Below are 25275 nucleotides of genomic sequence, written 5' to 3' on the forward strand. Positions count from 1 at the left end.
ACGTTCGATGAGCGGATCCGAACATTGCGGGTGGAGAATGCGGCGTATGTGATTTATACGTCGGGGTCGACGGGGAAGCCGAAGGGTGTGGTGGTCACTCATTCGGGGTTGTCGAATTTCTGTGCTGAGCAGGTGGAGCGGTACGGGTTGGATTCGCGGTCGCGGACGTTGTATTTCGCGTCGCCGAGTTTCGATGCGTCGATGATGGAGTTGTTGTTGGCGGTGGGGGCGTCGTCGACGATGGTGGTGGTGCCGACGTCGGTGTATGGCGGTGTGGAGTTTGCGGAATTGGTGGTGCGTCATGGGGTTACTCATGCGTTTGTGACGCCGGCTGCGTTGGCGTCGGTGGATCCGGCGGGTTTGGGTGTGCTCGAGTGTGTGGCGGTTGGTGGTGAGGCGTGTCCGTCGGAGTTGGTGGCGAGGTGGGCGCCGGGTCGTCGGTTTTTCAATGTGTACGGTCCGACGGAGACGACGATCGTGATCACGATGTCGGATCCGTTGGTGCCGGGTGAGCAGATCACGATTGGTGCGCCGATTCGGAATTCTGTTGGTCAGGTGTTGGATTCGCGGTTGCATGCGGTTCCGGTGGGGGTGTCGGGTGAGTTGTATTTGTCGGGTCCGGGGGTGGCTCGGGGGTATCACGGTCGTGCGGGGTTGACGGCGTCGCGGTTTGTGGCGGCGCCGGGTGGTGTGCGGATGTATCGGACTGGGGATGTGGTGCGGGGTCCTCGGGATGCGGGTTCGGGGATCGTGTATGTGGGGCGTAATGATTTTCAGGTGAAGGTGCGGGGGTTCCGTATCGAGTTGGGTGAGGTCGATGCGGTGTTGTCGGCGTGTGCTGGGGTGGATTTTGCGGTGACGGTGGGGCGTTCGACTGTGGTGGGGGAGACGCAGTTGGTGTCGTATGTGCGTGGTGTTGCGGGTACCGACCTCGACGTCCGGGGGCTCGCCGACCATGTGGCAGCCCGCCTGCCCGCCTACATGGTGCCGTCGGCGATCGTGCCTCTCGACCGGCTGCCACTCACACCCACCGGGAAGCTCGACCGGGAGGCGCTTCCCGATCCGGGCCCGGTGGTCACCGAGTTCCGGGTTCCGGAGTCCGCGACGGAGGTTGCGGTGGCTGCGGTGTTCGCAGACGTGCTCGGTGTCGAAAGAGTCGGCCTCGATGACGACTTCTTCGATCTCGGCGGAAACTCGCTGCTCGCCACGCGGGTTGTCGGTACCCTGCGGTCCGAGTTCGGTGTCACCGTCACCGCAGGGGCACTGTTCGACGAGCCGACGGTATCGGCGTTGTCAGCGCGTGTGGATGCAGCGCCGTCCACCGGGCCCTCGCTGCTCGCACCCCGGGTGCGGCCCGATCACCTGCCGCTGTCTTACGCTCAGCAGCGCATGTGGTTCCTCAACCGCCTCGAACCGCAGTCGCCGCTCTACAACATTCCGCTCGCCGTCCGACTCACCGGACATCTCGAGGTGGGGGCGATGCGTGCAGCGCTCGCGGATGTCGTAGCGAGGCACGAGACACTGCGCACGGTCTACCCGGAGAGCGCCGGCGTCGGTGAACAGCGTGTCCTCGAACCCGCCGAAGTCGAGTTCGACGTACCCGTCGAGACCGTACGGGTGGAGGATCTTCCGCAGCGCCTCGGCGAACTCGCCGGTGACGTCTTCGATGTCACGACCCAGGTCCCCGTGCGCGCGCATATTCTTGCGAGCGGTCCGGCCGAACACATCCTCGTCTTGGTGATGCACCACATCGCCGGTGACGGATCGTCGCTGGCGCCGCTCGTGCGCGACCTCGTATCCGCATACACCGCGCGCTGTGGCGGCGCGCGACCGGACTGGACCCCATTGCCCGTCCAGTACGCCGACTACACACTGTGGCAGCGCGAACTCCTCGGATCCGACGAAGACCCGAGGTCCATCGCGGGTCGGCAACGTGCGTTCTGGGTCGAGACCCTCGACGGAATCCCCGGAAGTCTCGAGCTGTGCACTGATCATCCACGCCCGACGATCCTCGGATCGGCCGGCGACCAGGTGCGTACCGAACTCGACGCCGAGATGCACCGGAGGGTCTTGGAACTCGCACGTCGTGGCGGTGCGACGCCGTTCATGGTCATGCACGCCGCCCTCGCGGTGCTGCTCGCGCGATTGTCCGACACCGCCGATGTGGTGGTCGGCACCCCGGTGGCCGGACGATCCGCATCCGAGCTCGACGATGTGGTGGGGATGTTCGTCAACATGCTCGCCCTCCGCACACCGGTGGAGCTCGGGGATACGTTCGTCGACCTGCTCGAGCAGGTTCGGACGGCGGACCTCGCCGCGTTCGACAACGCGGACGTTCCCTTCGAACGGCTCGTCGAGGTGCTCGACCCCGTTCGTTCGCCCGCCCACCATCCCGTTTTCCAGATCGGATTCTCGTATCAGAACTTCACCGTCGACTCCCTCGACCTGCCAGGATTGAAGGCCGAGCCGCTCGAGGCGGCATCGACCTCGGTCCGGTTCGATCTGCACGTGACCATCGTCGACCACGGCGCAGCTGGTGGACGAGGCGGATTCGGTATCGAGTTCGGCTTCGCCACAGAACTTTTCGACCGGCCATCGGTGCAGCGGATGCTCGACCGGTACGTGCGGATCCTTACGGAAGTGGTCGGCGACGCATCCGTTCCGGTCGGCGACGTCGACCTGCACGACCCGCAGGAACTCGAAGCCATGCTGCAGGCATGGGAGGCCGAACAGCATGCCCTCGGCACCGGCGGGACCCTGGCAGACCTGTTCGCCGACCAGGTGCGGACGACACCGGATGCGGTTGCTCTAGTCGACGGAACCGACATGATCACCTACCGGGGCTTCGCCGCACGGGTGAACCGGTTGGCGCGGCTCCTCATCGAACGCGGAGTGGGGCCCGAGACCGTGGTGGCTCTCGCCATACGACGGTCGACCGACCTGGTGGTCGCGATGTACGCGGTAGCGGCGGCGGGCGGAGCGTATCTGCCGCTCGATCCCGACCACCCCGCCGAACGCATCGGATACATCCTCGACGCGGCATCTCCGGCCGGCATACTGACGACCTCGCAGGACCGAATCGATCTGCCGGTCGGCCCCTTCGTTCTCGAGGTGGATTCTGCCGATCTCGATACCTATGACGACCGGGCGATCAGCAACGCCGAACGGCGTACACCCTTGCGTCCCGACAACGCCGCCTACGTCATCTTCACCTCGGGTTCCACCGGACGCCCGAAGGGCGTCGTAGTCTCGCACGGTGCGATCGTCAACCAGCTCGTCTGGAAGCGTGAACACTTCACTCTCACATCGTCCGATGCGGTGCTCCTCAAGACGGCGGCGACGTTCGACCTGTCGGTGTGGGAATTCTGGTCTGCGCTCACCGCGGGCGCGAGGCTCGTGATCGCGGCCCCGGACGGGCACCGCGACCCCGCCTACCTCAACGATCTGATCCGGCGCGAACATGTCACCACGCTCCACGTCGTTCCGTCGATGCTCGACGCACTACTCGACGATTCCGGTGGCGAATTGCCGGACACGCTCCGCCAGGTGCTGGCGATCGGTGAAACACTGCCGATCGACACCGCCGAACGGGCTCTTGCACAATCCGGGACCGGGCTGGTCAATCTCTACGGCCCGACCGAAGCTGCGGTGTCGGTGACCGCTCACGAGGTCCTCGACCTGGCGTCGAGTTCCGTCCCGATCGGCGAACCGGTATCGAACACGCAGGTGTTCGTCCTCGACGAGCGGCTCCACCCGGTGCCGCCGGGCGTGCCGGGCGAGCTGTATCTCGCCGGCACCCAGCTTGCCCGGGGCTACCTCGGGCGCCCCGGCCTGACCACCGAACGCTTCGTCGCGAACCCGTTCGGCGACCCAGGAGCCCGGTTGTACCGAACGGGCGACATCGTGCGGTGGCGACCGGACCACGACACCGGCTCCGGCACCCTCGAATACCTCGAGCGCGCGGACTTCCAGGTGAAGGTGCGCGGATTCCGTATCGAACTCGGCGAGATCGAAGTCGCGATGCGTTCGCTGCCTCAGGTACGTGAGGCCGTCGCGGCAGTACAGCCGGGAGCCTCCGTGCAGCCGGGGGCCTCCGTGCAGTCGGGCGATCGCATCGTCGCGTTCGTCGTACCCGCCGGGGCCCAGCTCGACGTTCCCGCGCTGCGCTCGGACCTCACCCGGATGCTGCCGTCCTACATGATTCCGCAGGGTTTCGTGTCGCTCGACGCCGTACCGCTGAACATCAACGGCAAGATCGACCGGAAGGCGCTACCGGAACCCGAGGTGGCCCCGCGGCCGTACCGGGCACCGGGTACCTCGACCGAGAACGCTGTTGCCGCTGCTTTCGCGGACGTGCTCGGCACACCGGGGAAGGTGGGACTCGACGACGACTTCTTCGAGATCGGCGGCACCTCCCTCAGCGCAGTGAAGGCGGTCTCCGGCATCCGGGAGTACCTGTTCGCCGAGGTTCCGCTGCCGTGGTTGTTCCTGCATCCCACTGTGGAGCAGTTGGCCACCCGAATCGACGCCGAAGTGGTCGGTGCCGGTGGCGATGCCACCGGGCCGTTCGACGCGGTCCTTCCGCTGAAGACGGCGGGCGCGGGTGCACCGGTGTTCTGTTTCCATCCGGTGACCGGTCTGTCGTGGAGCTTCGCCGGACTCGCTCGGCACCTGGGTGACGACCGTCCGGTCTACGGTCTGCAGTCACCCGCGCTACAGGAGGGCGCCGACCTGCCCGCCGACATCGAAGCCTGGGCCGACCACTACGTCGGAACCATCCGCGATATCGCACCGCACGGCCCCTACCACCTCGTGGGATGGTCGATGGGTGGCGTGCTGGCGCACGCCGTCGCCGTCGCGCTGCAACGTGACGGCGAACAGATTGCGACGCTGGCGCTGCTCGACACGTACCCTGCCGACGCCGGCACCAACCGTGTTACGGATACGACCGGACCGGAGTCGACGCCGACCGTGGCCGACATGTTCGGGATCGGGAGCGGCGCCGATGTCTCGGCGACGCCGGTCACGGACCTCACCCCCGCGGCGGCGCTGGATCTTGCCGGCTCTCTGCCCTCACCGCTGGGTGATCTCACTGCCGCGCGCATCGAGCGAATGTTCGACGGTGTGCGCCACTCGTATCGTGCGCTCTCCTCGCACCGGCCCGGACAGTTCGACGGCGATGTGTTGATCTTCGTCGCGGGGCAGGACCGACGCGCATCGGCCGCCGACACCTGGCACCGCTATGTGAGCGGAGTGGTGGTCGCCGAGGTCGTCCCGGAGACACACTGGCGCATGCTTTCGCGCGACGGTGTGGCCGCCATCGGCCCGGTTCTGGGCCGCTGGTTGGCAGGGCGCTCCTGACCAGCGAGAACTGAACAATCCCGAGGCAGGGTGATCCGCAACGCCGGTCACCCTGCCTTGCTGTGTCCGACTCGCCCGTAACGTCGAGTACCGAGCCTCGATGGTCTAATGGGGCTTGATACCGTCCGGTAACCCACCGGACGGAACCGGACGTATGTGCGAGGAAACAGTGGTGAGTAACGCCTGGCGTGAGTATGGGACTGGGCACGGGGACAATGCGGGGATGAATCTCGACGATCCCCGTGGCGAGCGCATGCCGACTTCCGGACGTCCGCGCACCCGTCAGCGCCCGACGCGGCGGCGCGAACCCCGCGCGCTGCTGCTCCCACAATTGCTGACCGCCGCGGTGGAACGCGACCCGTCGGCCACCGCCGTCGTACACGACGATCGTTCGCTGACCTACGCGGAGATCGACGAGGCCTCGTCGAAGCTTGCCCGACTGCTGATCGGTCGGGGCGTCGGCCCGGAGGACGTGGTCGCGCTCGCGTTCGTTCGCTCGCTCGAATCGGTGCTTGCCACCTGGGCCGTCGCGAAGACCGGTGCGGCATTCGTCCCCGTCGACCCGAACTACCCCGCCGACCGGGTCGAGCACATGACCGTGGATTCCGGTGCTGTGCTCGGATTGACTCTCGCGCAGACGGCGCCGACGCTGCCGGTGACGGCGCGCTGGATTGCACTCGACGATCCGGAAACCATGGCCGAACTGTCGGACCTCCCTCCGGGACCGGTGACGTTCGATGAGCGGATCCGAACATTGCGGGTGGAGAATGCGGCGTATGTGATTTATACGTCGGGGTCGACGGGGAAGCCGAAGGGTGTGGTGGTCACTCATTCGGGGTTGTCGAATTTCTGTGCTGAGCAGGTGGAGCGGTACGGGTTGGATTCGCGGTCGCGGACGTTGTATTTCGCGTCGCCGAGTTTCGATGCGTCGATGATGGAGTTGTTGTTGGCGGTGGGGGCGTCGTCGACGATGGTGGTGGTGCCGACGTCGGTGTATGGCGGTGTGGAGTTTGCGGAATTGGTGGTGCGTCATGGGGTTACTCATGCGTTTGTGACGCCGGCTGCGTTGGCGTCGGTGGATCCGGCGGGTTTGGGTGTGCTCGAGTGTGTGGCGGTTGGTGGTGAGGCGTGTCCGTCGGAGTTGGTGGCGAGGTGGGCGCCGGGTCGTCGGTTTTTCAATGTGTACGGTCCGACGGAGACGACGATCGTGATCACGATGTCGGATCCGTTGGTGCCGGGTGAGCAGATCACGATTGGTGCGCCGATTCGGAATTCTGTTGGTCAGGTGTTGGATTCGCGGTTGCATGCGGTTCCGGTGGGGGTGTCGGGTGAGTTGTATTTGTCGGGTCCGGGGGTGGCTCGGGGGTATCACGGTCGTGCGGGGTTGACGGCGTCGCGGTTTGTGGCGGCGCCGGGTGGTGTGCGGATGTATCGGACTGGGGATGTGGTGCGGGGTCCTCGGGATGCGGGTTCGGGGATCGTGTATGTGGGGCGTAATGATTTTCAGGTGAAGGTGCGGGGGTTCCGTATCGAGTTGGGTGAGGTCGATGCGGTGTTGTCGGCGTGTGCTGGGGTGGATTTTGCGGTGACGGTGGGGCGTTCGACTGTGGTGGGGGAGACGCAGTTGGTGTCGTATGTGCGTGGTGTTGCGGGTACCGACCTCGATGTTCACGCGATCTCCCGCGAGGTATCCGAACATCTTCCCTCGCATATGGTTCCGTCTGTCATTCTCCAGATCGAGACTATTCCGCTGTCGCCCACCGGGAAGCTCGACCGGGAGGCGCTTCCCGATCCGGGCCCGGTGGTCACCGAGTTCCGGGTTCCGGAGTCCGCGACGGAGGTTGCGGTGGCGGCGGTGTTCGCGGAGGTGCTCGGAGTCGGTCGGATAGGTCTCGATGATGATTTCTTCGACCTCGGCGGAAATTCGCTCGTCGCGACCCGGGCTGCGGCTCGACTCGGGGAACGTCTCGACACGCGCGTGCCTGCCCGTCTGATATTCGAGGGATCGACCGTTGTGGACCTTGCCGCGCTGGTCGACGCGAACACTGGTGGTACCGCACGGACACCCCTCGCGGCCGGGCCTCGACCCGATCCGATCCCACTGTCGCCCGCGCAACAGCGAATCTGGTTCCTCAATCGATTCGACACAGCCTCCGCCGCCGACAACATTCCCGTAGCCTTGCGACTGCGCGGCAGACTCGACGTCGCGGCACTTCGCGCGTCCGTCCGCGACGTGATCGAACGGCACGAATCGTTGCGGACCGTCTACCCGGACCGCGACGGGGTGGGCTGTCAGGTGATCCTCGAGGCGTCCGAGGTTGCGCCTCCCGTCGAATCCGAGATCGTCCATCCCGCTGACGTGTCCGAGCGTGTGGCCCGCGCGGTCTCCACCGGATTCGACGTCACCGGAGAAGTGCCGCTGCGTGTCGAACTCTTACAGCCGGCCGAGGACGAGCATGTCCTCGTGCTCGTCGTGCATCACATCGCCGCCGACGGAGCATCCACGGCCCCGTTCGTGCGCGACCTCGCCACTGCATACTTTGCTCGGGCTGCCGGCGAGGCGCCGGGATGGCCGCCCCTGGCAGTGCAGTACGCCGACTACACGCTGTGGCAGCGAGCGGTGCTCGGTCACGAGTCGGACCGAGATTCGGTCGCGGCACGCGAGATCGAGTTCTGGACCGGAGCGCTCGCCGGACTGCCCGATCGCCTCGACCTTCCGGCCGATCGACCCCGGCCTGTCGAACCCTCCGGACACGGTGGCACCGTAGTGTTCGAGATCGACGCCGCTCTGCACGCGGCTGTGACCGAGGTCGGGCACGCGACGGGCTGTTCGCCGTTCATGATCGTGCACGCCACGCTGGCGGCGTTGCTCGCGCGGTTGTCCTCCACCACGGACATCGCTATCGGTACCCCCGTCGCAGGCCGAGGCGAGCAGGCCCTCGACGACCTCATCGGCATGTTCGTCAACACGCTCGTGCTTCGTACTGCTGTCGCGCCGGGCGAGACGTTCACCGCGCTGCTCGACCGAGTCCGCACAGTCGACGTCGATGCGTTCGCGCACGCAGAGTTGCCGTTCGAGCGGTTGGTCGAAATCCTCGACCCGGTGCGCTCGACCGGGCACCATCCGTTGTTCCAGGTGGCGTTGTTCTTCCAGAACATGGAGCGGCCAGACCTGTCGCTTCCGGATCTCGACATCGACGCGGTCGACCTCGACGGCGCCGTCGCCAAGTTCGATCTCCAGCTGACCGTCACGCCGCGGCTCGACGCGGGGAAGCCATCGGGCATGTCCGCTCAGTTCACCTACGCGGCAGATCTTTTCGACGAAATCACGGTGCGCGGGTTCGCCGACGGGCTGGTCACGATCCTCGGTGCCCTCGTCTCCGATCTCGATGCCGTCGTCGGTGATGTAGACCTGCTGGCCCCCGATACCCGCCGAGAACTCGTCCGCACCGTCAATGCCACCGAACACGCCGTGGGTAGCGGAACACTCTTGTCCGAGTACAGCGCCCAGGCGCTCCGCACCCCGGACGCGCTCGCCGTCGTCTTCGGCGACGAGACATTGACCTATGCGCAGTTCGATCATCGCGTCAACCGTCTCGCGCGGTATCTCATCGACATGGGCGTCGGCCCGGAGTCGCTCGTGGCGATCGGGATGCGCCGTTCCGTCGACCTCGTGGTGGCGATCTACGCCGTGATCACCGCGGGGGGCGCCTATGTCCCGCTCGATCCGGACCATCCGCCGGAGCGCATCGGGCACATCCTGGAGACCGCGCAGCCGGTCTGCGTGCTCACCACCACCGCCGACGCCTCGGGTCTGCCATCGGATGCTGTCGATGTCGACGCTCTCGAACTGGATTCCTACGCAGGGCAGCCAGTTCGAGGTGACGAGCTGAGTGGGCCCGTCCTGCCCGCCACCCCGGCCTACGTGATCTTCACGTCCGGGTCGACGGGGCGCCCGAAAGGTGTCGCCGTGTCGCATGAGGCGATCGTCAACCAAGTCGCCTGGATGGTGCACGAATATGGCATCGATGCCGATGACGTGTACCTGCAGAAGACCGCCACCACCTTCGACGTGTCGCTGTGGGGATGGTTTCTCCCCCTGCGCAGCGGCGCCTGCCTCGTGGTCGCCGATCACGACGGGCACCGCGACCCGGTGCACGTCGCCGACCTGATCGATCGCCACCGGGTGACGCTGACGGACTTCGTGCCGTCGATGCTCACTGTGTTCGCGGCACACGCCCCGGCCGGGCGTTGCTCCAGCCTGCGGCACGTGTTCGTGATCGGTGAGGCGCTTCCCCCGGAGACCGTCTCGGCGTTCCGGCGCCTCGGAACGACCGCCGAGGTGCACAACCTCTACGGACCCACCGAGGCTGCGGTCTCGGTCACCTACCGACGTGCAGACGACGCCGTCGGGGTCGTGCCCATCGGGCTGCCCGAATGGAATGTGCAGGCGTACGTCCTGGATGCCCGTCTGCACCCTGTTTCCCTCGGTACACCGGGTGAGTTGTATCTCGGGGGCGTCCAGCTCGCACGCGGGTACGTCCGCCGGCCCGACCTGACCTCCGACCGGTTCGTTGCAAGCCCACTCGGGCAGGCAGGCGAACGGATGTACCGCACCGGCGACCTGGTTCGATGGATCCGGACGGGCGACGGCGCCGTCGTACTCGACTATCTGGGCCGTACCGACTTCCAGGTCAAGTTCCGCGGACAACGCATCGAACTCGGCGAAATCGAAACCGCTCTGCTCGCCTACCCGGGGGTCTCTCAGTCCGTTGCGCTGGTCGTGCCCACGCCGACCGGTGAGCAACTCGTCGCCTACGTGGTCGGTGCATCCGTGGAGCGGCAGCTGTTGCTCGCCTCCGTGCGGAAGGTGCTGCCGTCGTACATGGTGCCCTCGGCGGTCGTGGTACTCGATGCATTCCCGCTCAACACAAGCGGCAAGCTGGACCGGAAAGAGTTGCCGGCCCCCGTCTTCGAGTTGCGTCAGTTCCGTGCGCCACGGACCCCGGTCGAGGAGATCGTTGCCGGTGTCTTCGGCGACGTCCTCGGTGTCGATCGAGTGGGCTTGGATGACGATTTCTTCGAGCTCGGTGGAAATTCGCTCGTGGCAACGCAGGCTGTGGCCCGACTCGGCGCTGCCCTCGACACCCGTGTGGCGGTGCGCGCGCTCTTCGAGCATCCTGGCGTCGAATCCCTTGCTGCGCATGTCGAATCCGCATCCTACGATGCGGCTGTCGCGCCACTGTCGGCGCAGCCCCGACCGGAGCGGATCCCGCTGTCGCTCGCACAGCAGCGGATGTGGTTCCTCAACCGGTTCCAGCCCGACTCGTCCGTGAACAACCTGCCGCTCGCCATCCGGCTGCGGGGCGCGCTCGACGTCGAGGCCCTGCGCGCCGCGGTTGCCGACCTCATCCGGCGCCACGAGTCGCTACGTACCGTCTACCCCGAGTCGGACGGGATAGCGCAGCAGGTGATCCTGCCGGCGCCGTCCGCCGTGCCCGCCATCGTCGTGGTCGACGTCGACCGAACGGATGTGGCGCGACACGTCGAGGCCACAGTGGCGGGCGGGTTCGACGTTGCCGAACAGGTACCCCTGCGGATCTCCCTGCTGCGTCTCGGCCCCGACGAACACGTACTCGTTGTGGTGCTGCACCACATCAGCGGCGACGGTTTCTCGATGGGGCCGCTCGCGCGAGACGTGATGCTCGCCTACACCGCCCGCATCGAACGCCGCGAACCCGACTGGGCGCCGATGCCCGTGCAGTACGCGGACTACACACTGTGGCAGCGCGAAGTCCTCGGATCCGAGACCGATCCGGAGTCGCCGATCGCCCGGCAACTCACCTACTGGCGCAACACTTTGAAGGGCGCCCCCGAACAACTGGACCTGCCCGCGGATCGGCCCCGTCCCGCAGTCGCGTCCAACCGGGGTGCCACTACCGCATTCGAGATCGACGCACCGACACACGCCGCACTCGAGCAGCTCGCCCGCGCCAGGGGAGCCTCACTGTTCATGGTCGTGCACAGCGTGCTCGCGGCGTTGCTCGCCCGGCTGTCCGGCACGAACGACATCGTCGTCGGCACGCCCGTCGCAGGCCGGGGCGAGCAACTGCTCGACGACGTGATCGGGATGTTCGTCAACACTCTGGTCCTCCGGACCGAGGTGAACCCGTCCGACACCTTCGGTGATCTGCTGGCGCGGGTCCGAGAGACCGACCTCGGTGCGTTCGGCCACGCAGACCTTCCGTTCGAACAGCTTGTCGAGTCGCTCGATCCTGAACGTTCCCAGGCTCGGCACCCTCTGTTCCAGGTTGCTCTGACCTTCCAGAATCTGGGGCAGTCCCGCTTCGACCTTCCGGGGTTGACGGTGGAACCCGTCGATTTCCCGATCACCGACGCCAAGTTCGATCTGCAGGTCACCGTCGTGGAAGCCTTCGGGCCGGACGGTGCGGCCGACGGAATGGCGGTGGCGCTCAATTACGCCACCGACCTCTTCGACGAGACCACTATGCGTGCATTCGGCGATCGATTCGGCCGGATGCTCAGCGCTGTCGTCGCCGACCCCGACACCGTGATCGGCGACGTGCCGCTGCTCTCCCCGGAACAGCGGGCCACACTACTCGAGGCGTGGAACGAGCCGGGTACCCGCTCCAGCGACCACACGCTGGTTCAGCGATTCGTCGATCAGGCGGCGCGGACCCCGGACGCGGTTGCCGTCACATTCGGCGACCGAGAGATGACATACGGTGCACTCGCTGCCCGAGTGAACCGACTCGCGCGCGAACTCGTCGATCAGGGCGTCGGGCCCGACACCCTGGTAGCCGTCGCAATGGAACGCACCGACAACCTCGTCGTCGCGCTGCTCGCGGTGCAGCAGGCCGGCGGGGGCTACCTGCCGATCGACCTTACCTACCCGGCCGAGCGCCTCGAATTCATGCTCGCGGATGCGAAGCCTGTCGTCGTACTCGTCTCGGGAAACCATGATGCACTGCCGGGCAGCGGAATTCCGGTGCTCGACATCGAGGCGATCGACCTGTCGGCGCGCAGTGATGCACCTATGACCGACGAAGATCGCGTTGCACCGCTGCACAGCGACAATCTTGCCTACGTCATCTACACCTCTGGGTCCACCGGGCGCCCCAAGGGAGTTCAGGTGCCGCACCGGACGGTCCTCGAGCTGTTCGAGAACACCAGGGCCGCGTTCGAATTCGATGGCGACGACGTATGGACACTGTTCCATTCGTACGCATTCGACTTCTCGGTGTGGGAGTTGTGGGGTCCACTGCTTCACGGAGGCCGGCTCGTCGTAGTAGACCACTTCACGTCCCGTTCCCCGGACGACTTTCGCGCACTCCTCGCGCGAGAAGAGGTCACGGTCCTCAACCAGACGCCGTCGGCATTCTATCAATTGATCGAAGCCGATCGTGTTGCAGAACAGCAGGACTCGGGTCGGCTCGCGTTGCGATACGTTGTCTTCGGCGGCGAAGCGCTCGACCTCCGTCGCTTGTCCGAGTGGTACCGGCGTCACGCCGACGATTCACCTCGCCTGGTCAACATGTACGGCATCACGGAGACCACGGTGCACGTCTCCCGCCTCGATCTGGCCTCGGGCGACAGTGAGTCCGCGGTGAGTGTCGTGGGCCGCGCGATCCCAGGCCTCGGTGTGTATGTTCTCGACCACCGGTTGCAGCCGGTGCCGAGCGGGGTCCCGGGTGAAATGTACGTCTCCGGCGATCAGCTCTCCCGCGGATACCTGGGCCGTGGCGCGCTGACCTCCGGACGATTCGTTGCCGACCCGTTCGGCCCGCAGGGCACCCGTATGTACCGCACCGGTGACATCGCGCGGTGGTCTGCCGCCGGGCAGCTCGAATACGTCGGGCGCAGCGATTCTCAGGTCCAGCTGCGTGGTTTCCGAATCGAACTCGGGGAAGTCGAAGCCGCACTGGTATCCGTCGACGGTGTCGCTCATGCCGTCGCCGTGGTGCGGACGGATGAGCGCACCGGCGACAAGCTCGTCGGATACGTCGTCCCGCGTACGGGTTCCGCCGTGACGCCCGCCGAGGTGCTCGACGAGGTGGGGCGTTTCCTGACCGGATACATGGTCCCCGACGCGATCGTCACCCTCGATGCCATGCCACTCACGCCGAACGGCAAGCTGGACAAGAAGGCATTGCCTGCGCCGGTATTCGCGGGAGACAAGGAGTTTCGTGCACCCGCGACGCCGACGGAAGTGGTGATCGCCGAAGTCTTCGCCGATGTGCTCGGCATCGACGCGGTCGGGGTCGACGACTCGTTCTTCGCGCTCGGCGGCGACAGTATCGTCTCGATCCAGCTGGTGTCGCGGGCGAAGGCGCGCGGCATCGTGTTCACACCCCGTGAGGTCTTCGAACAGCGCACGGTGGCCGGACTCGCAAACGTCGCACGAATCGGTACCGGTTCACGGCCGTCGCTCGCTGAACTCGATGGTGGAGGAGTGGGCACCGTCCCGCTCACACCGATCGTGCGGTACATGATCGAACGTGGTGGCAGCTTCGATCGCTACACCCAGACGATGGTGCTCGAGCTGCCCGAGGGTATTGCGCGCCCCGACCTGGTCGCGACCGTGTGCGCCGTTGTCGACCAGCATGACATCCTCCGGGCGTCCCTGCGCCGCAACGATGCCGGCGAGTGGGAGCTCTCGGTGGCCGCCCCAGGCTCCGTCGACGTCGACACCCTCGTTTCGCGGGTGGAGATTCCGGCCGATGCGGACGACGACCGGTGGCGCAGTATCGCGGCCCGTGAGCTCGATACGGCCGAGGCACGGCTCGATCCGTCGCGCGGCATCGTCCTGCAGTTCGTCTGGCTGGACCCGGCGCCGGGTGCCGGTCGTACCGGACGGCTGGTCGTGGTGGCTCACCATCTCGTGGTCGACGGTGTCTCGTGGCGCATCCTGGTGCCCGATTTCGTCACCGCATGGGCACAGATCCACCACGAGCAACCTGTAGTGCTGCAGCCGGTCGGCACGTCCTATCGGACCTGGGCCGATGCCCTCGTTCGCAGCGCAGGCAACCGCACGGCGGAGTTGCCGATCTGGACGTCGATTCTCGATGGACCGGACCCTCTTCTGGGCACTCGTGCCTTCGATCCCGCGGTCGATCTCGCCTCGACCGTCGAGAAGGTCCAGGTCCGTATCGGTGCCGAGGTCACAGAGTCACTGCTCACAACGCTGCCCGAGCTCTACCACGGCAGCGTCAACGACGTGTTGCTCACGGGCCTGGCACTGGCACTGGCCGGTTGGCGACGCGATCGCGGCACGGATGAGCTGTCCGCGCTGATAGCCCTCGAAGGTCACGGACGCGAAGAAGACCTGATCCCCGGAGCCGACCTGTCGCGCACCGTCGGCTGGTTCACCGCGCTGTTCCCCGTGCGGCTCGACCTGAACGGTATCGACCTCGCCGACGCCATCGAGGGCGGACCGGCGACGGGCTCCGCGCTCAAGGCCGTCAAGGAGCAGCTGCGGGCAGTGCCCGACAAGGGACTTGGGTACGGGTTGCTCCGCTACTGCAACACCGACACCGCCGCGCAACTCGCACAGCTACCGTCCGGTCAGGTCAGCTTCAACTACCTCGGGCGTCTCGACGCCGGCGAGCTGTCGCAGGATCAAGCCGTGGAGCTGGGCTGGCTCCCCGTCGGAGACCTCGGCGACCTGTCCGGCCGCGACGACAGCGACGCCCCCGCACTCACCTCGGTGGACATCAATGCGGTGGTCATCGGAGGCGAACTCGGCGCGAACTTCGGATTCCCCACCGGTCTGCTCGATCGCGACGACGTCGAGGAACTCGGCCAGTGGTGGGTGCGGGCGCTCGAAGCGCTCGCCACCCACGCGACGCGTTCCGATGCGGGCGGTCGAACACCGGCCGACCTACGGTTGGTCGAGGTAACCCAGCGCGACATCGAGGTCTGGGAAGCTCAGTACTCGAACATGACAGACGTGTGGCCGCTTGCGCCGTTGCAGTCCGGTCTGCTCTATCACGCGCTGCTCGCCGAAGGACGGTCCGACGTCTACAGCACGCAAGTGCTGATCCACTTCACCGGAATCGTCGACCCTGTGCGTCTGCGCAGCGCCGCCACCGCACTTCTCCACCGGCATCCCAACCTCCGGGCTGCCTTCGTTGCGGGTGAATCCGGTGAGCCGGTGCAGGTCATCGTCGACGACGTCGTGCTGCCGTGGCGAGAACTGGATCTGTCCGGGCAGTGTTCCGCCGATGACACCGAACTCGACGCGGTGCTGCGTGCTGATCAGGACGTTGCCTTCGACATGGCGACACCGCCGCTGATCCGCTTCACGATGGTGCGGACCGGAGCCGAATCCTGGACCCTCGCCGTCACGAGCCATCACATCCTGCTTGATGGCTGGTCGATGCCGTTGCTGATGAAGGACCTGCTGGTGCTGTACGCGTCGTCGGGCGATGCCGCGGTTCTGGGGCGGGCGCCGTCCTACCGCAACTATCTCGAGTGGCTGGATCGGCGCAACCGTCGCGACTCGATCGACGCATGGGCCGAAGCATTGGAAGGACTCGACGAACCGACACTGCTGTGCGGTGCCGAGGTCGACGATGCCGGAGCCACCTCGGCGGAGCATCACATCGATCTCGGGCGGATCCGGAGCGATACCCTGGGGGAGGTCGCGGCAAGGCTCGGCGTCACGGTCAACACCGTGCTGCAGGGTGCATGGGCCGCGCTCGTCGCACGCACAGTCGGTCTCGACGATGTCGTGTTCGGTACGACCGTGTCGGGTCGACCCGCAGACCTACCGGGCGTCGAATCGATGGTCGGACTGTTCATCAACACGTTGCCCGTCCGTGTGCGACTCGGCGCCTCGGCGACGATCGAGGAACTGCTCCAGCGTATCCAGCGCGATCAGACCTCGCTTCTCGACCACCACGATGTGAGTCTCGCGGAGATCCAACAGAGAACCGGCCTCGGCGCCTTGTTCGACACCCTGCTCGTGTACGAGTCCTATCCGGTCGATCGGAGCGGCATCACGGAGGCAGGATCGATCGATGGGTTGGTCGTCGCCGGTGTCAACACCCGCGATGCGACGCACTATCCGTTGACCGTCGCCGTCACCGCAGAAGACACCGTCTCTCTCGGATTCAAGTACCGCAGCGACCTTCTCGACGAAGGCACCGTGACAGCGCTGGCCGTCCGGTACCTGCGACTGATCGACGGCATCCTCGCCGATCCCGCAGCGCCCGTGGATGCGCTGCCGTACCTCGACACCCACGAGCTCGAGGACCTGGTGAATCGGCGCGGCGCACCCGCGCTACCGGCGGTGCCCTTCGGGGAGATGTTGTCGGCGGCCGCAGCGGGTAACTCCGGCCGTGTTGCGTTGGTCGATGACGGACGCGAGTGGACCTACGCCGAGCTCGATACGTTCTCGTCGCAGCTGGCTCGAGTGCTCATCGGCCGAGGCATCGGAGCGGAAGACGTAGTGGCCATCGGAATCACACGGTCGATCGAGTCGGTTGCAGCGGTGTGGTCGGTTGCGAAGACCGGTGCCGCGTACGTCCCCGTCGATCCCAACTACCCGTCCGATCGCGTTGCGCACATGGTGACGGATTCGGGAGCCGTGCTCGGCCTGACCGTGACCCCGCACCTGCAAGGATTGCCAGGCAGCGTCGAGTGGATCGATCTGCTGGCCGACGGCACGGTCGCCCGGATGGAAGCATTGTCGGGTGACCCGGTCACCGCGGACGAGCGGGTACGTCCCGTGCACGCCGACAATACGGCCTACATCATCTATACATCCGGATCGACCGGACTCCCCAAGGGAGTTGTCGTAGCCAATTCCGGCCTGGCGAATTTCATGGCAGCACAGCGCGATCGGTACGGGCTCGGGCCCGATACCCGGGCGTTGCATTTCGCGTCGCCGAGCTTCGATGCGTCCGTGCTCGAGCTATTGCTCGCCGTAGGAGGCGGCGGGACGCTGGTGATTGCACCTACGACTGTCTACGGTGGCCACGACCTCGCCGAACTCCTCCGGCGTGAGCGGGTCACGCATGCCTTCATCACCCCCGCAGCGGTGGAGTCGCTGGACCCGGCAGGCCTCATCGACCTCCGAGTTCTCGCCGTCGGAGGCGAGGCGGTCGCCCCTCAACTCGTGGCGGGTTGGTCACCGGGTCGGACTTTCCACAACGTCTACGGCCCGACCGAGACGACCATTGTGACCACGATCAGCCGACCGCTGACAGCGGACGACGAACTCACGATCGGGGGGCCGATCCGCGGTATGCGAGCTCTCGTCCTCGACTCGAGGTTACGTGCGGTTCCAGTGGGCGTCGCCGGTGAGCTGTACATGTCCGGGATCCAGCTGACTCGGGGCTATCACCTGCGCCCGGACCTGACTGCCGCACGCTTCGTGGCAGACCCGTACGGATCCGGTACCCGTCTCTACCGCACCGGTGACGTAGTGCGCTGGACCGATAGCGGAGAGCTCTCGTATGTCGGTCGCTCCGACTTCCAGGTGAAGGTCCGCGGATTCCGGATCGAACCGGGAGAGATCGACACCGTGTTGCGCAGGCACAGCTCCGTCGATTTCGCTGTGACGGTGGCCCGCACGTCCGACTCCGGTGCGACGACGCTCGCCTCGTATGTGACGCTCGTTCCCGGAGCCGTTGCCGATACCCGGGCACTGATCGCTTTTGCCGCACAGTCGCTGGCGCCCCACATGGTGCCGGATGCGCTCGTCGTTCTCGATACTGTTCCGCTGACGCCGGTCGGTAAGGTCGACCGGGATGCCTTGCCCGAACCCGAGGTCGTGACTCACCCGTATCGTGCCCCGCGCACGGATCTCGAGACCGCCGTCGCACGTGTGTATGCGGAGTTCCTGGGTGTCGACGAGGTAGGCCTCGATGACGACTTCTTCGACCTCGGAGGGAATTCCCTCGTGGCCACCCGGGTGGTCGCGAGATTGCGGGATGAGATCGGCGTCGAGGTGCGGGTCTCCTGGCTGCTCGAGGCGCCGATGGTGGAAGCGCTTGCGACTCGGATCGGGGTCGACGGCGCCGGGAGCGAGGAACGGGATTCGGCGCTCGCGGTGATCCTGCCCCTGCGCGCCGGCAGCAATGCGGAATCCGTGTTCTGTCTGCATCCGATGATCGGGCTCGCCTGGCCCTACGCGCCGCTTGCTGCGCGATTGGACGGACCGGGCGCCGTCTACGGTATTCAGACGCCGGTATTGACCGAACCCGACTTCGCCGGAGCGTCATTGGATGATCTCGCGGGCAGATACGCCGATGAGATCGTCGCCGCCGTTCCGCATGGGCCGTACCGATTGCTCGGCTGGTCTCTGGGCGGTGTGCTCGCGCATGCGGTGGCCGTGGAACTCCAGTCCCGTGGCCTGAGGGTGGAGAATCTCGCGCTGATCGACAGCGTCCCGCAGATCGACACCGACCGTTTCGAGTCGGAGATCTCGGAGAACCTGCGCACTCTCGGCGTCGAGGTGGATCCCGAGACGCTCGATGGGCAGCTTCCACATGAGGCGGCCGAAGCGCTCGTGCGTTCGATCCCGGCGGAACTGATCGAACTCGATGTCGAGAGAGTGCAGCGCATCTTCACTGCCGCGATGACGTCACCGGACCTGATCAATCGTCACCGGCCGGGTGTGTTCACTGGCGATGTGGAGTTTTTCAGTGCGGCGGAGGAGCATCCGACCGAGTCGGACGCTGCGGATCTGTGGGTGCCGTTCGTCACAGGACAAGTTCGGACTCGGTTCGTGCCGGGGGAGCACGGCGAGATGATGGAACCGGCTGCGCTCGACGTCATCGTGCCTGCGCTGGGTAGCGATCGTGTCGATCTTGATCAGCGATGATCCCCGGTAGGGCGTGCTCGCGCAGGACTGCCGGACCGCCGATGTGTGATCCACGGTAACGTGCAGATCCGACTGGTAGATATACGCAGTGCTGCGCCGGACGGTGCGCCTCGGACACACCCGAGGTCTGGAAATCATTCCCCGGAAACGGGCCTGAGGAGGTTCAAGCGAATGAAGGTTGTCGAGTCGCGGACATGCACTCGAAGGACGAGACTCGCCGCGCTCTCGGCAGCTGTCGTGGCACTGCCGTTGTTCTTCGGTGGAGCCACGGCCGCGGCCGACCCCGTCTGGGACAGTGAGCAGCCGCTCGAGGCGGTCGAGTCCGAGAACGGCTCCTACATCACGCGTATCGAGCAATACGGTGAGCAGCAGCTCCTCGTCTACGTTCACTCGGCGTCGATGAACAAGGAAGTCCTCCTCGATGTGTGGCGCCCCGCAGACACCAGTGAGCCACGGCCGACGCTGTACCTCTTGAACGGTGCAGGCGGCGGCGAGGACAGCGCGACATGGCGGTTCCGCACCGATGCCATCGACTTCTTCAAGGACAAGAATGTCAACGTCGTCTCGCCGGTCGGCGGCAAATGGAGCTACTACACCGACTGGAAGCACGAGGATCCGGTCCTCGGCGTGAACAAGTGGGAGACCTTCCTCACCAAGGAGATCCCGCCGCTGATCGACGCCGCACTCGGCACGAACGGCGAGAATGCGATCGCCGGCCTGTCCTCTTCCGGTACGTCCGTCCTGCAGCTCGCCATCGAAGGCGGCGATCTCTACAACGGTGTGGCGGCATACAGCGGCTGCGCCCAGACCTCCGATCCGATCGGACAGCAGTTCGTCAAGGTCACCACCGAGGTCTGGGGTGGTGGCGACACGCTCAACATGTGGGGCCCGCTCGACGATCCGACCTGGGCGGAGAAGGATCCTTTCCTGAACGCCGAACAGCTCCGTGGTCTGGAGCTGTACATCTCGAACGGAAACGGCCTGCCCGGCCCCTACGACACACTCGACGGCCCGGAGATCGACGGCCAGGTCGACGTGCTCGCGAACCAGGTGGTCGTGGGGGGCGTGATCGAGGCAGCCACCAATTACTGCACGCACAACCTGCAGGGCCGCCTCAACGAACTGGACATCCCCGCTACCTTCAACTTCCGCGACTCGGGTAGCCACTCGTGGGGGTACTGGCAGGATGACCTGAAGGATTCGTGGCCTGTGCTTCAGCGCGCGCTCGGATTGTGAGCCGCGCCCGACGCGTCAGATCCGCCACCTGACGAAGAACGCCCCTCCCGCCGATGGCGGGAGGGGCGTTCTTGTCGAGGTTCAGAAGTCGAGGTGGTCTCTACTCGGCTTCGGGGGCTTCCGGAACCGTGCACGGCACCTCGTTGGCGGCGCTGTACGCGGGGTCGAGCGCCGACTTCACCAGATACAGCGATTCGGGCAGCATCAGCATGGTCGAATGATCTGCAGGCGACGTCGGACACAGATCCTGAACCCACTTGTTGTGGACCTCGGCGCCGGGATCGGGCTCGAGGAACGAGCCCTCCGGAGGCGTCACGATTTCGTCGTGCCGGGTCGCGATCGAGGTGTAGGTGACTCCCGGTAGTGTCTCGGGACCGCTGTTGAGGGCGGCGAGCACCCGAGAACCGATGAGCTGCTGCTGACCGGCGACACCGAGGTTGGTACCGGCGAACAGCGCTTGGGCGACAATGTCCTTCCCGTTCGTCAGACCGAGGATCGCCAGCCCGGCATACAGTTGCTGGAGTCCGTTGAAGGACGTGCCGTGGTTCGTTGCTCCGAGCATGACGAGGTTGTGGACCTTGTTGCGCGCCGGATCGACAGGATCGGCTCCACCTTCGAACTTCAAGTACTGCCGCGAGAGCATTCCACCCTGTGAATGACCCACCAGATCGACTGTGTTGCTCCCGGTGTGTTCGAGGACGGCATCGACGAAGTCCCGTACCTCGACCGCGGACTGCTCGATGTCGGTGACGCCCCAGATCGTAGTGTCGGGATCGAAGATGGCCTTCGCACCGCCGTAATTCAGCGCGTACACGCAGTAGCCGAGGTCGGCGAGCTGCGGAGCGACGATGGGCCACGTCTGCGTCATCCCGGACCCGGTTCCGTGTACGAGTACCACCGGGCGCGGATGCTCCGGAGCCGGGACACAGTCGAGGTCGTTCGCGCCCTCGGGACTGGCTCCCATCCTCGAGAGCAGGTCGGTGAGACGGCTGCTGTTCGGAACGACAGCACTCGTCGTATCCTCGCTCGGAGAGTTGTCGGTGGCGGGCTGGGCAGACACCATTGCCGGTGTGGTGACCAGCGATGCCGAGACGGCAAGGGCTGCGGTGGCTGTGGCCACGGCGATCCTTCGCACAAATTTCATCGGGGCTCCTCGGGCGGACAGCCGGGTCGTGGCGTATCCGTACCTGGTTGGACGCAAGTGAGGTTAGCAGCGGTATCCGTGTTCGTCCGGGAAGTTCGAGGTCATCCCTGCTGGGCCGCCCGTCGATAACCGCGGATCGCGGGGACCAGGAACAGCAGGAACATCCCGAGCGACCACGCCACGGTCTTGATCATCGGCTCGGTCAGCGGCCCACCCACCGCGAGTGCGCGCATGGTGTCGATCGCGCACGACATCGGCTGGTTCGCGACGATCGGCTGCAACCACGTCGGATAGGCCATGACCGGCACGAATCCCGAATTGAAGAACATCAGGAGGGTGCACACGATCGACACCATCTCGACGAGCGGGATCTTCGTCGACAGGGTGGCCAGAACGGTCACCATCATGGCGAATCCCATCCCGAACACGATGGGAACCACCAACATCAACAGCGTCGCCGGGAGGCCCTGCGTGAACCGGAATCCCATGACGACGCCTGCGGCGAATATCACAATCGAGGTGACGAGGACGCGAACGGCCTCGGCCATCAGGCGCCCCACCAGTCCCGCCGATCGGTGGATCGGCAGCGTGTAGAAGCGGCTCAGCAGGCCCGACTCGCGTTCGGCGCGCAATCCGACCGCACTGACGACGGAACCGAACATCGCACCGACCAGCACGATCATCGGGACCGTCCCGAAGATCGACGGCTGCCCCGTGGCCGCTGTGATGCTGTCGCCGAGCACGATGCGGAACATCACCAACGTCAACGCGGGATAGATCAGGGCCTGGATCATCGTCGCCGGATCGCGCGCCCAGCGAAGGAGGAGCCGACCGCACTGAAGGCGACTGTGCTCCCACAATGCGGCGAACGAACCTTCATCGACCACGGCGTTCGGTGCGGGATACCCGAACGAGCCGCCGCCCGTCCCCATCGCAGTGCTCTGGCTCATCGGGTCACCTCCGCCTCGTGTTCGCCCACACGGCAAGCGGTAGGCACACCACGGTCAGTCCGATCAGCCACAGCAGACTCGGGAAGAACACCTCCCATGTGACGCCACCCTCTGCCATGTCGCGCATCGCGAACGAGAACTGCGAGATCGGCTGGTTGCGTACGAACGGACGGATCCACTCGGGGAAACCCTGTTCCGGGACGAATCCGCACGACAGCATGCCCAGGATGAGCTGGGGCAGGGTCAATGCCTGCGACGTTGCTTCGGGGCTCTTGGAAAGGCTGCCGATGGCGTCGGCACCCAGGCACAGCACCAGGCTGATCGCGAGTGCCGTCACTCCGAAGAGGACTGCCTGCCCGAATCCGGCGGTGAACCGGAAGCCGATCAGGTAGCCGAATCCGAGCGCGGCGAACAGCGAAATCACTGATCTGGTCAGTCCCGCTGTCATGCGTGAGAGGAGCGGTACGGTCGCGCCCACCGGCATCGTCTTCAAGCGCGTCGTCAGCCCGGTCGTGGCTTCCTGCGCGGCCATCTGGGCTGCGGAGATGGCAGTGAACGCCATGGATTGAAGGACGATGATCGGCATCAGGAACTGCGCGTAGTCGATGCCTTGCATCTGCATCACGAACTTCAACGGCAGATAGAACCCGAGGCCGAAGACGAACGGTGCGATCACGGCGACGATGAGTTCGCCGTACCGGGCCATCGTGCGCAGGGTGCGTCCGGTCAGCGCCGACCACTGCGACACCGAGTTCGGGTGGACACGCCGATGCGAGCCGGACCGCCGGTCGGGAGCGCTCACGTTCGTGCCGCCGGATATCCGGCTTGCCGGAAGATGCTCGGCGCGGGCCGTCACGCGCTCCCTCCCGCCGCCGCGGCATCGAGTTCGGGTGGCGCCGTCGACGCGCTGTGGCCCGTCAGCTGGAGGAAGACGTCGTCCAACGAGGGGCGACGCAATCCGATATCGGCGAGTTCGATGTCGAGGGGCGAGATGAGGCGGAGTGCTTCGGTCAGGGTCGCGGCTCCGCCGGGAGCGGGGATGGACACCCGGTCGACGTCGCCGGGCGCCGCGAGATCGGAACGTGTGGAGTCGGGGACGAGGGAGCCGAGGGCCTGCACGATCCGGGGTAGGGTCACCGGATCGACCGGAACGATCTCGCAGTAGCTGCCTCCGGTCGAGGCCTTCAATTCGTTCGCCGTGCCCCGGGCGATGACCGCTCCCTTGTCGATCACGATGATGCTGTCGCTCAGTACGTCGGCTTCCTCGAGATACTGGGTGGTCAACAGGGTCGTGATGCCCTGGCGTTTCAAGGACTCGACCAGCGACCACACACCTTGACGCGACCGCGGATCGAGTCCGGTGGTCGGCTCGTCCAGGAACACGACCTCGGGCCGGACCACGAGTCCGCACGCGATGTCGACGCGGCGGCGCATACCACCCGAATAGCCTTTGACCGGTCGGCGTCCGGCTTCGACGAGGTCGAACTCGCGGAGCAGTTCGTCGGCACGACGCTTTGCCGAGGCCTTGTCGAGCCCCATCAGCCGTCCGAACAGGATGAGGTTCTCCCGCCCGGTGAGGGTGTCGTCGAGGGCAGCGAACTGACCGGTCATCATGATCGAGCGCCGGACTGCCGCCGGGTTGGTTTCGACGTCGTGACCTGCTACGACGGCACGTCCGCTCGAAGCCCGGATGAGCGTCGACAAGATCTTGACCACCGTGGTCTTGCCGGCCCCGTTGGGGCCGAGTACCGCGAGGACGGATCCTTCCGGGGCTGCGAAATCGACGCCGGCGAGTGCCTGTACATCCCCGAACGACTTGTGGATATCTTCCACGAGGACTGCATGGTCGTGGTTGCTTCGCATCCGCACCCCACCGTCAACTCGGTCCCTGTCGGGGATTCGGTCATGGCCCGTCCAGCGGGTCGCCCCGCCTCCTGCGTCGAGATGCTACCGCTCGGGGGCGTTCCCGGCCGGGTGTCCGAGAACGCCGGTTCGAGATGTGATCAGGACCAGATGCCGATCTCGTCGAGATGCCGGACGAGGCGGCGCGCTCCGTCGGTGAAATGATCCCGCGTCTCGCTTCCGGCTCTGTCCGGATCGTGCGCGCGGAGGGCATCGAGAATTCGGGCGTGCGCGGCGACGGCCTCGACACCCCAACGTGGGTCGGACGAATAGAAGTGTGCGGGTGTGTATCGCGTCGCGTTGTGCAGGAACCACGCGAGTTTTCGTGCGGCGGCGGCCCGATTGAGGACCCGGTGGAAGGAGAACTCGAGGGTTTCGATACGTGCACCGTCGCCGGCCCGTACCGCGTCGCCGAACCTGACGTTGATGTCGGCGAGCTCGGTGAGCGTGTCGCCTCCGATGGCTTCCGCGGCACGCGCGGCGAGCTTTTCGGCGATGCACCCCTGCAACCAGAACACGTCGTCGATGTCGGATCGGGTCAGCGACGCGACGACGTAGCCTCGGTGCGGCACCAGTTCGACCATGCCCTCGCCCCGAAGGGTGAGTAGGGCCTCCCGGACCGGGGTGACGCTGACTCCGAGTTCGGCTGCAGTTTCGTCGAGCCTGACGAAGTCGCCGGGGCGCACATCGCCCGACATGATCCGATTGCGGACGAACGTCGCCACGTCATCCGACAGCTGAGGGCGACGACCGAGGCCACGGGAGGAGCCGGACCGGCTGGGCGAGGACATCGGCTACTCCTGTGTTCAACATCGGTGTCGGTCGGATCG

Annotated in this window: 8 protein-coding genes; 3 read left to right on the top strand and 5 right to left on the bottom strand. The window is 65.8% G+C overall.

The genetic code is table 11. The features are described 5' to 3' along the window. From ACZI8W_RS12840 to ACZI8W_RS12850, 3 genes are all read left to right on the top strand, one after another. On the top strand, positions 1-5361 hold a 5361-nt coding region (locus ACZI8W_RS12840; RefSeq protein WP_463368883.1), incomplete at its 5' end, for an amino acid adenylation domain-containing protein. 223 nt (positions 5362-5584) lie between these two features. After that, positions 5585-19213, top strand: a complete 13629-nt coding sequence (locus ACZI8W_RS12845; RefSeq protein ID WP_463368884.1) for a non-ribosomal peptide synthetase — start codon at positions 5585-5587, stop codon at positions 19211-19213. A 171-nt stretch (positions 19214-19384) separates the two neighbouring features. Beyond that, a complete protein-coding gene (locus ACZI8W_RS12850) occupies positions 19385-20449 on the top strand; it encodes an alpha/beta hydrolase (protein WP_463368885.1) in 1065 nt (354 codons plus the stop codon). 100 nt (positions 20450-20549) lie between these two features. On the opposite strand, the gene ACZI8W_RS12855 is transcribed toward ACZI8W_RS12850, so the two are convergent. From ACZI8W_RS12855 to ACZI8W_RS12875, 5 genes are all read right to left on the bottom strand, one after another. After that, positions 20550-21593, bottom strand: coding sequence for an esterase/lipase family protein (locus ACZI8W_RS12855; RefSeq protein WP_463368886.1), 1044 nt, complete (start codon positions 21591-21593; stop codon positions 20550-20552). Between the two features lie 101 nt (positions 21594-21694). Continuing rightward, positions 21695-22525 (bottom strand): ABC transporter permease, encoded by an 831-nt coding sequence (locus ACZI8W_RS12860; RefSeq protein ID WP_463369115.1) that lies wholly within the window; start codon positions 22523-22525, stop codon positions 21695-21697. A 22-nt stretch (positions 22526-22547) separates the two neighbouring features. Continuing rightward, positions 22548-23345 (bottom strand): ABC transporter permease, encoded by a 798-nt coding sequence (locus ACZI8W_RS12865; RefSeq protein ID WP_463369116.1) that lies wholly within the window; start codon positions 23343-23345, stop codon positions 22548-22550. A 50-nt stretch (positions 23346-23395) separates the two neighbouring features. Then, positions 23396-24406: an ATP-binding cassette domain-containing protein gene (locus tag ACZI8W_RS12870; protein WP_463368887.1), complete on the bottom strand. Its 1011-nt coding sequence runs from the start codon at positions 24404-24406 to the stop codon at positions 23396-23398. Positions 24407-24546: 140 nt separating this feature from the next. Beyond that, positions 24547-25236 (bottom strand): GntR family transcriptional regulator, encoded by a 690-nt coding sequence (locus ACZI8W_RS12875; protein ID WP_463368888.1) that lies wholly within the window; start codon positions 25234-25236, stop codon positions 24547-24549. Positions 25237-25275: the final 39 nt, after the last annotated feature.

Source organism: Rhodococcus ruitaii (genome assembly GCF_055230935.1).

Bases quoted from the DNA above. Each gene is read 5' to 3' on its own strand.
- ACZI8W_RS12875 (WP_463368888.1), bottom strand. From the start codon at position 25,236: ATGTCCTCGCCCAGCCGGTCCGGCTCCTCCCGTGGCCTCGGTCGTCGC.
- ACZI8W_RS12845 (WP_463368884.1), top strand. From the start codon at position 5,585: ATGAATCTCGACGATCCCCGTGGCGAGCGCATGCCGACTTCCGGACGT.
- ACZI8W_RS12855 (WP_463368886.1), bottom strand. From the start codon at position 21,593: ATGAAATTTGTGCGAAGGATCGCCGTGGCCACAGCCACCGCAGCCCTT.
- ACZI8W_RS12850 (WP_463368885.1), top strand. From the start codon at position 19,385: ATGAAGGTTGTCGAGTCGCGGACATGCACTCGAAGGACGAGACTCGCC.
- ACZI8W_RS12870 (WP_463368887.1), bottom strand. From the start codon at position 24,406: ATGCGAAGCAACCACGACCATGCAGTCCTCGTGGAAGATATCCACAAG.
- ACZI8W_RS12860 (WP_463369115.1), bottom strand. From the start codon at position 22,525: ATGGGGACGGGCGGCGGCTCGTTCGGGTATCCCGCACCGAACGCCGTG.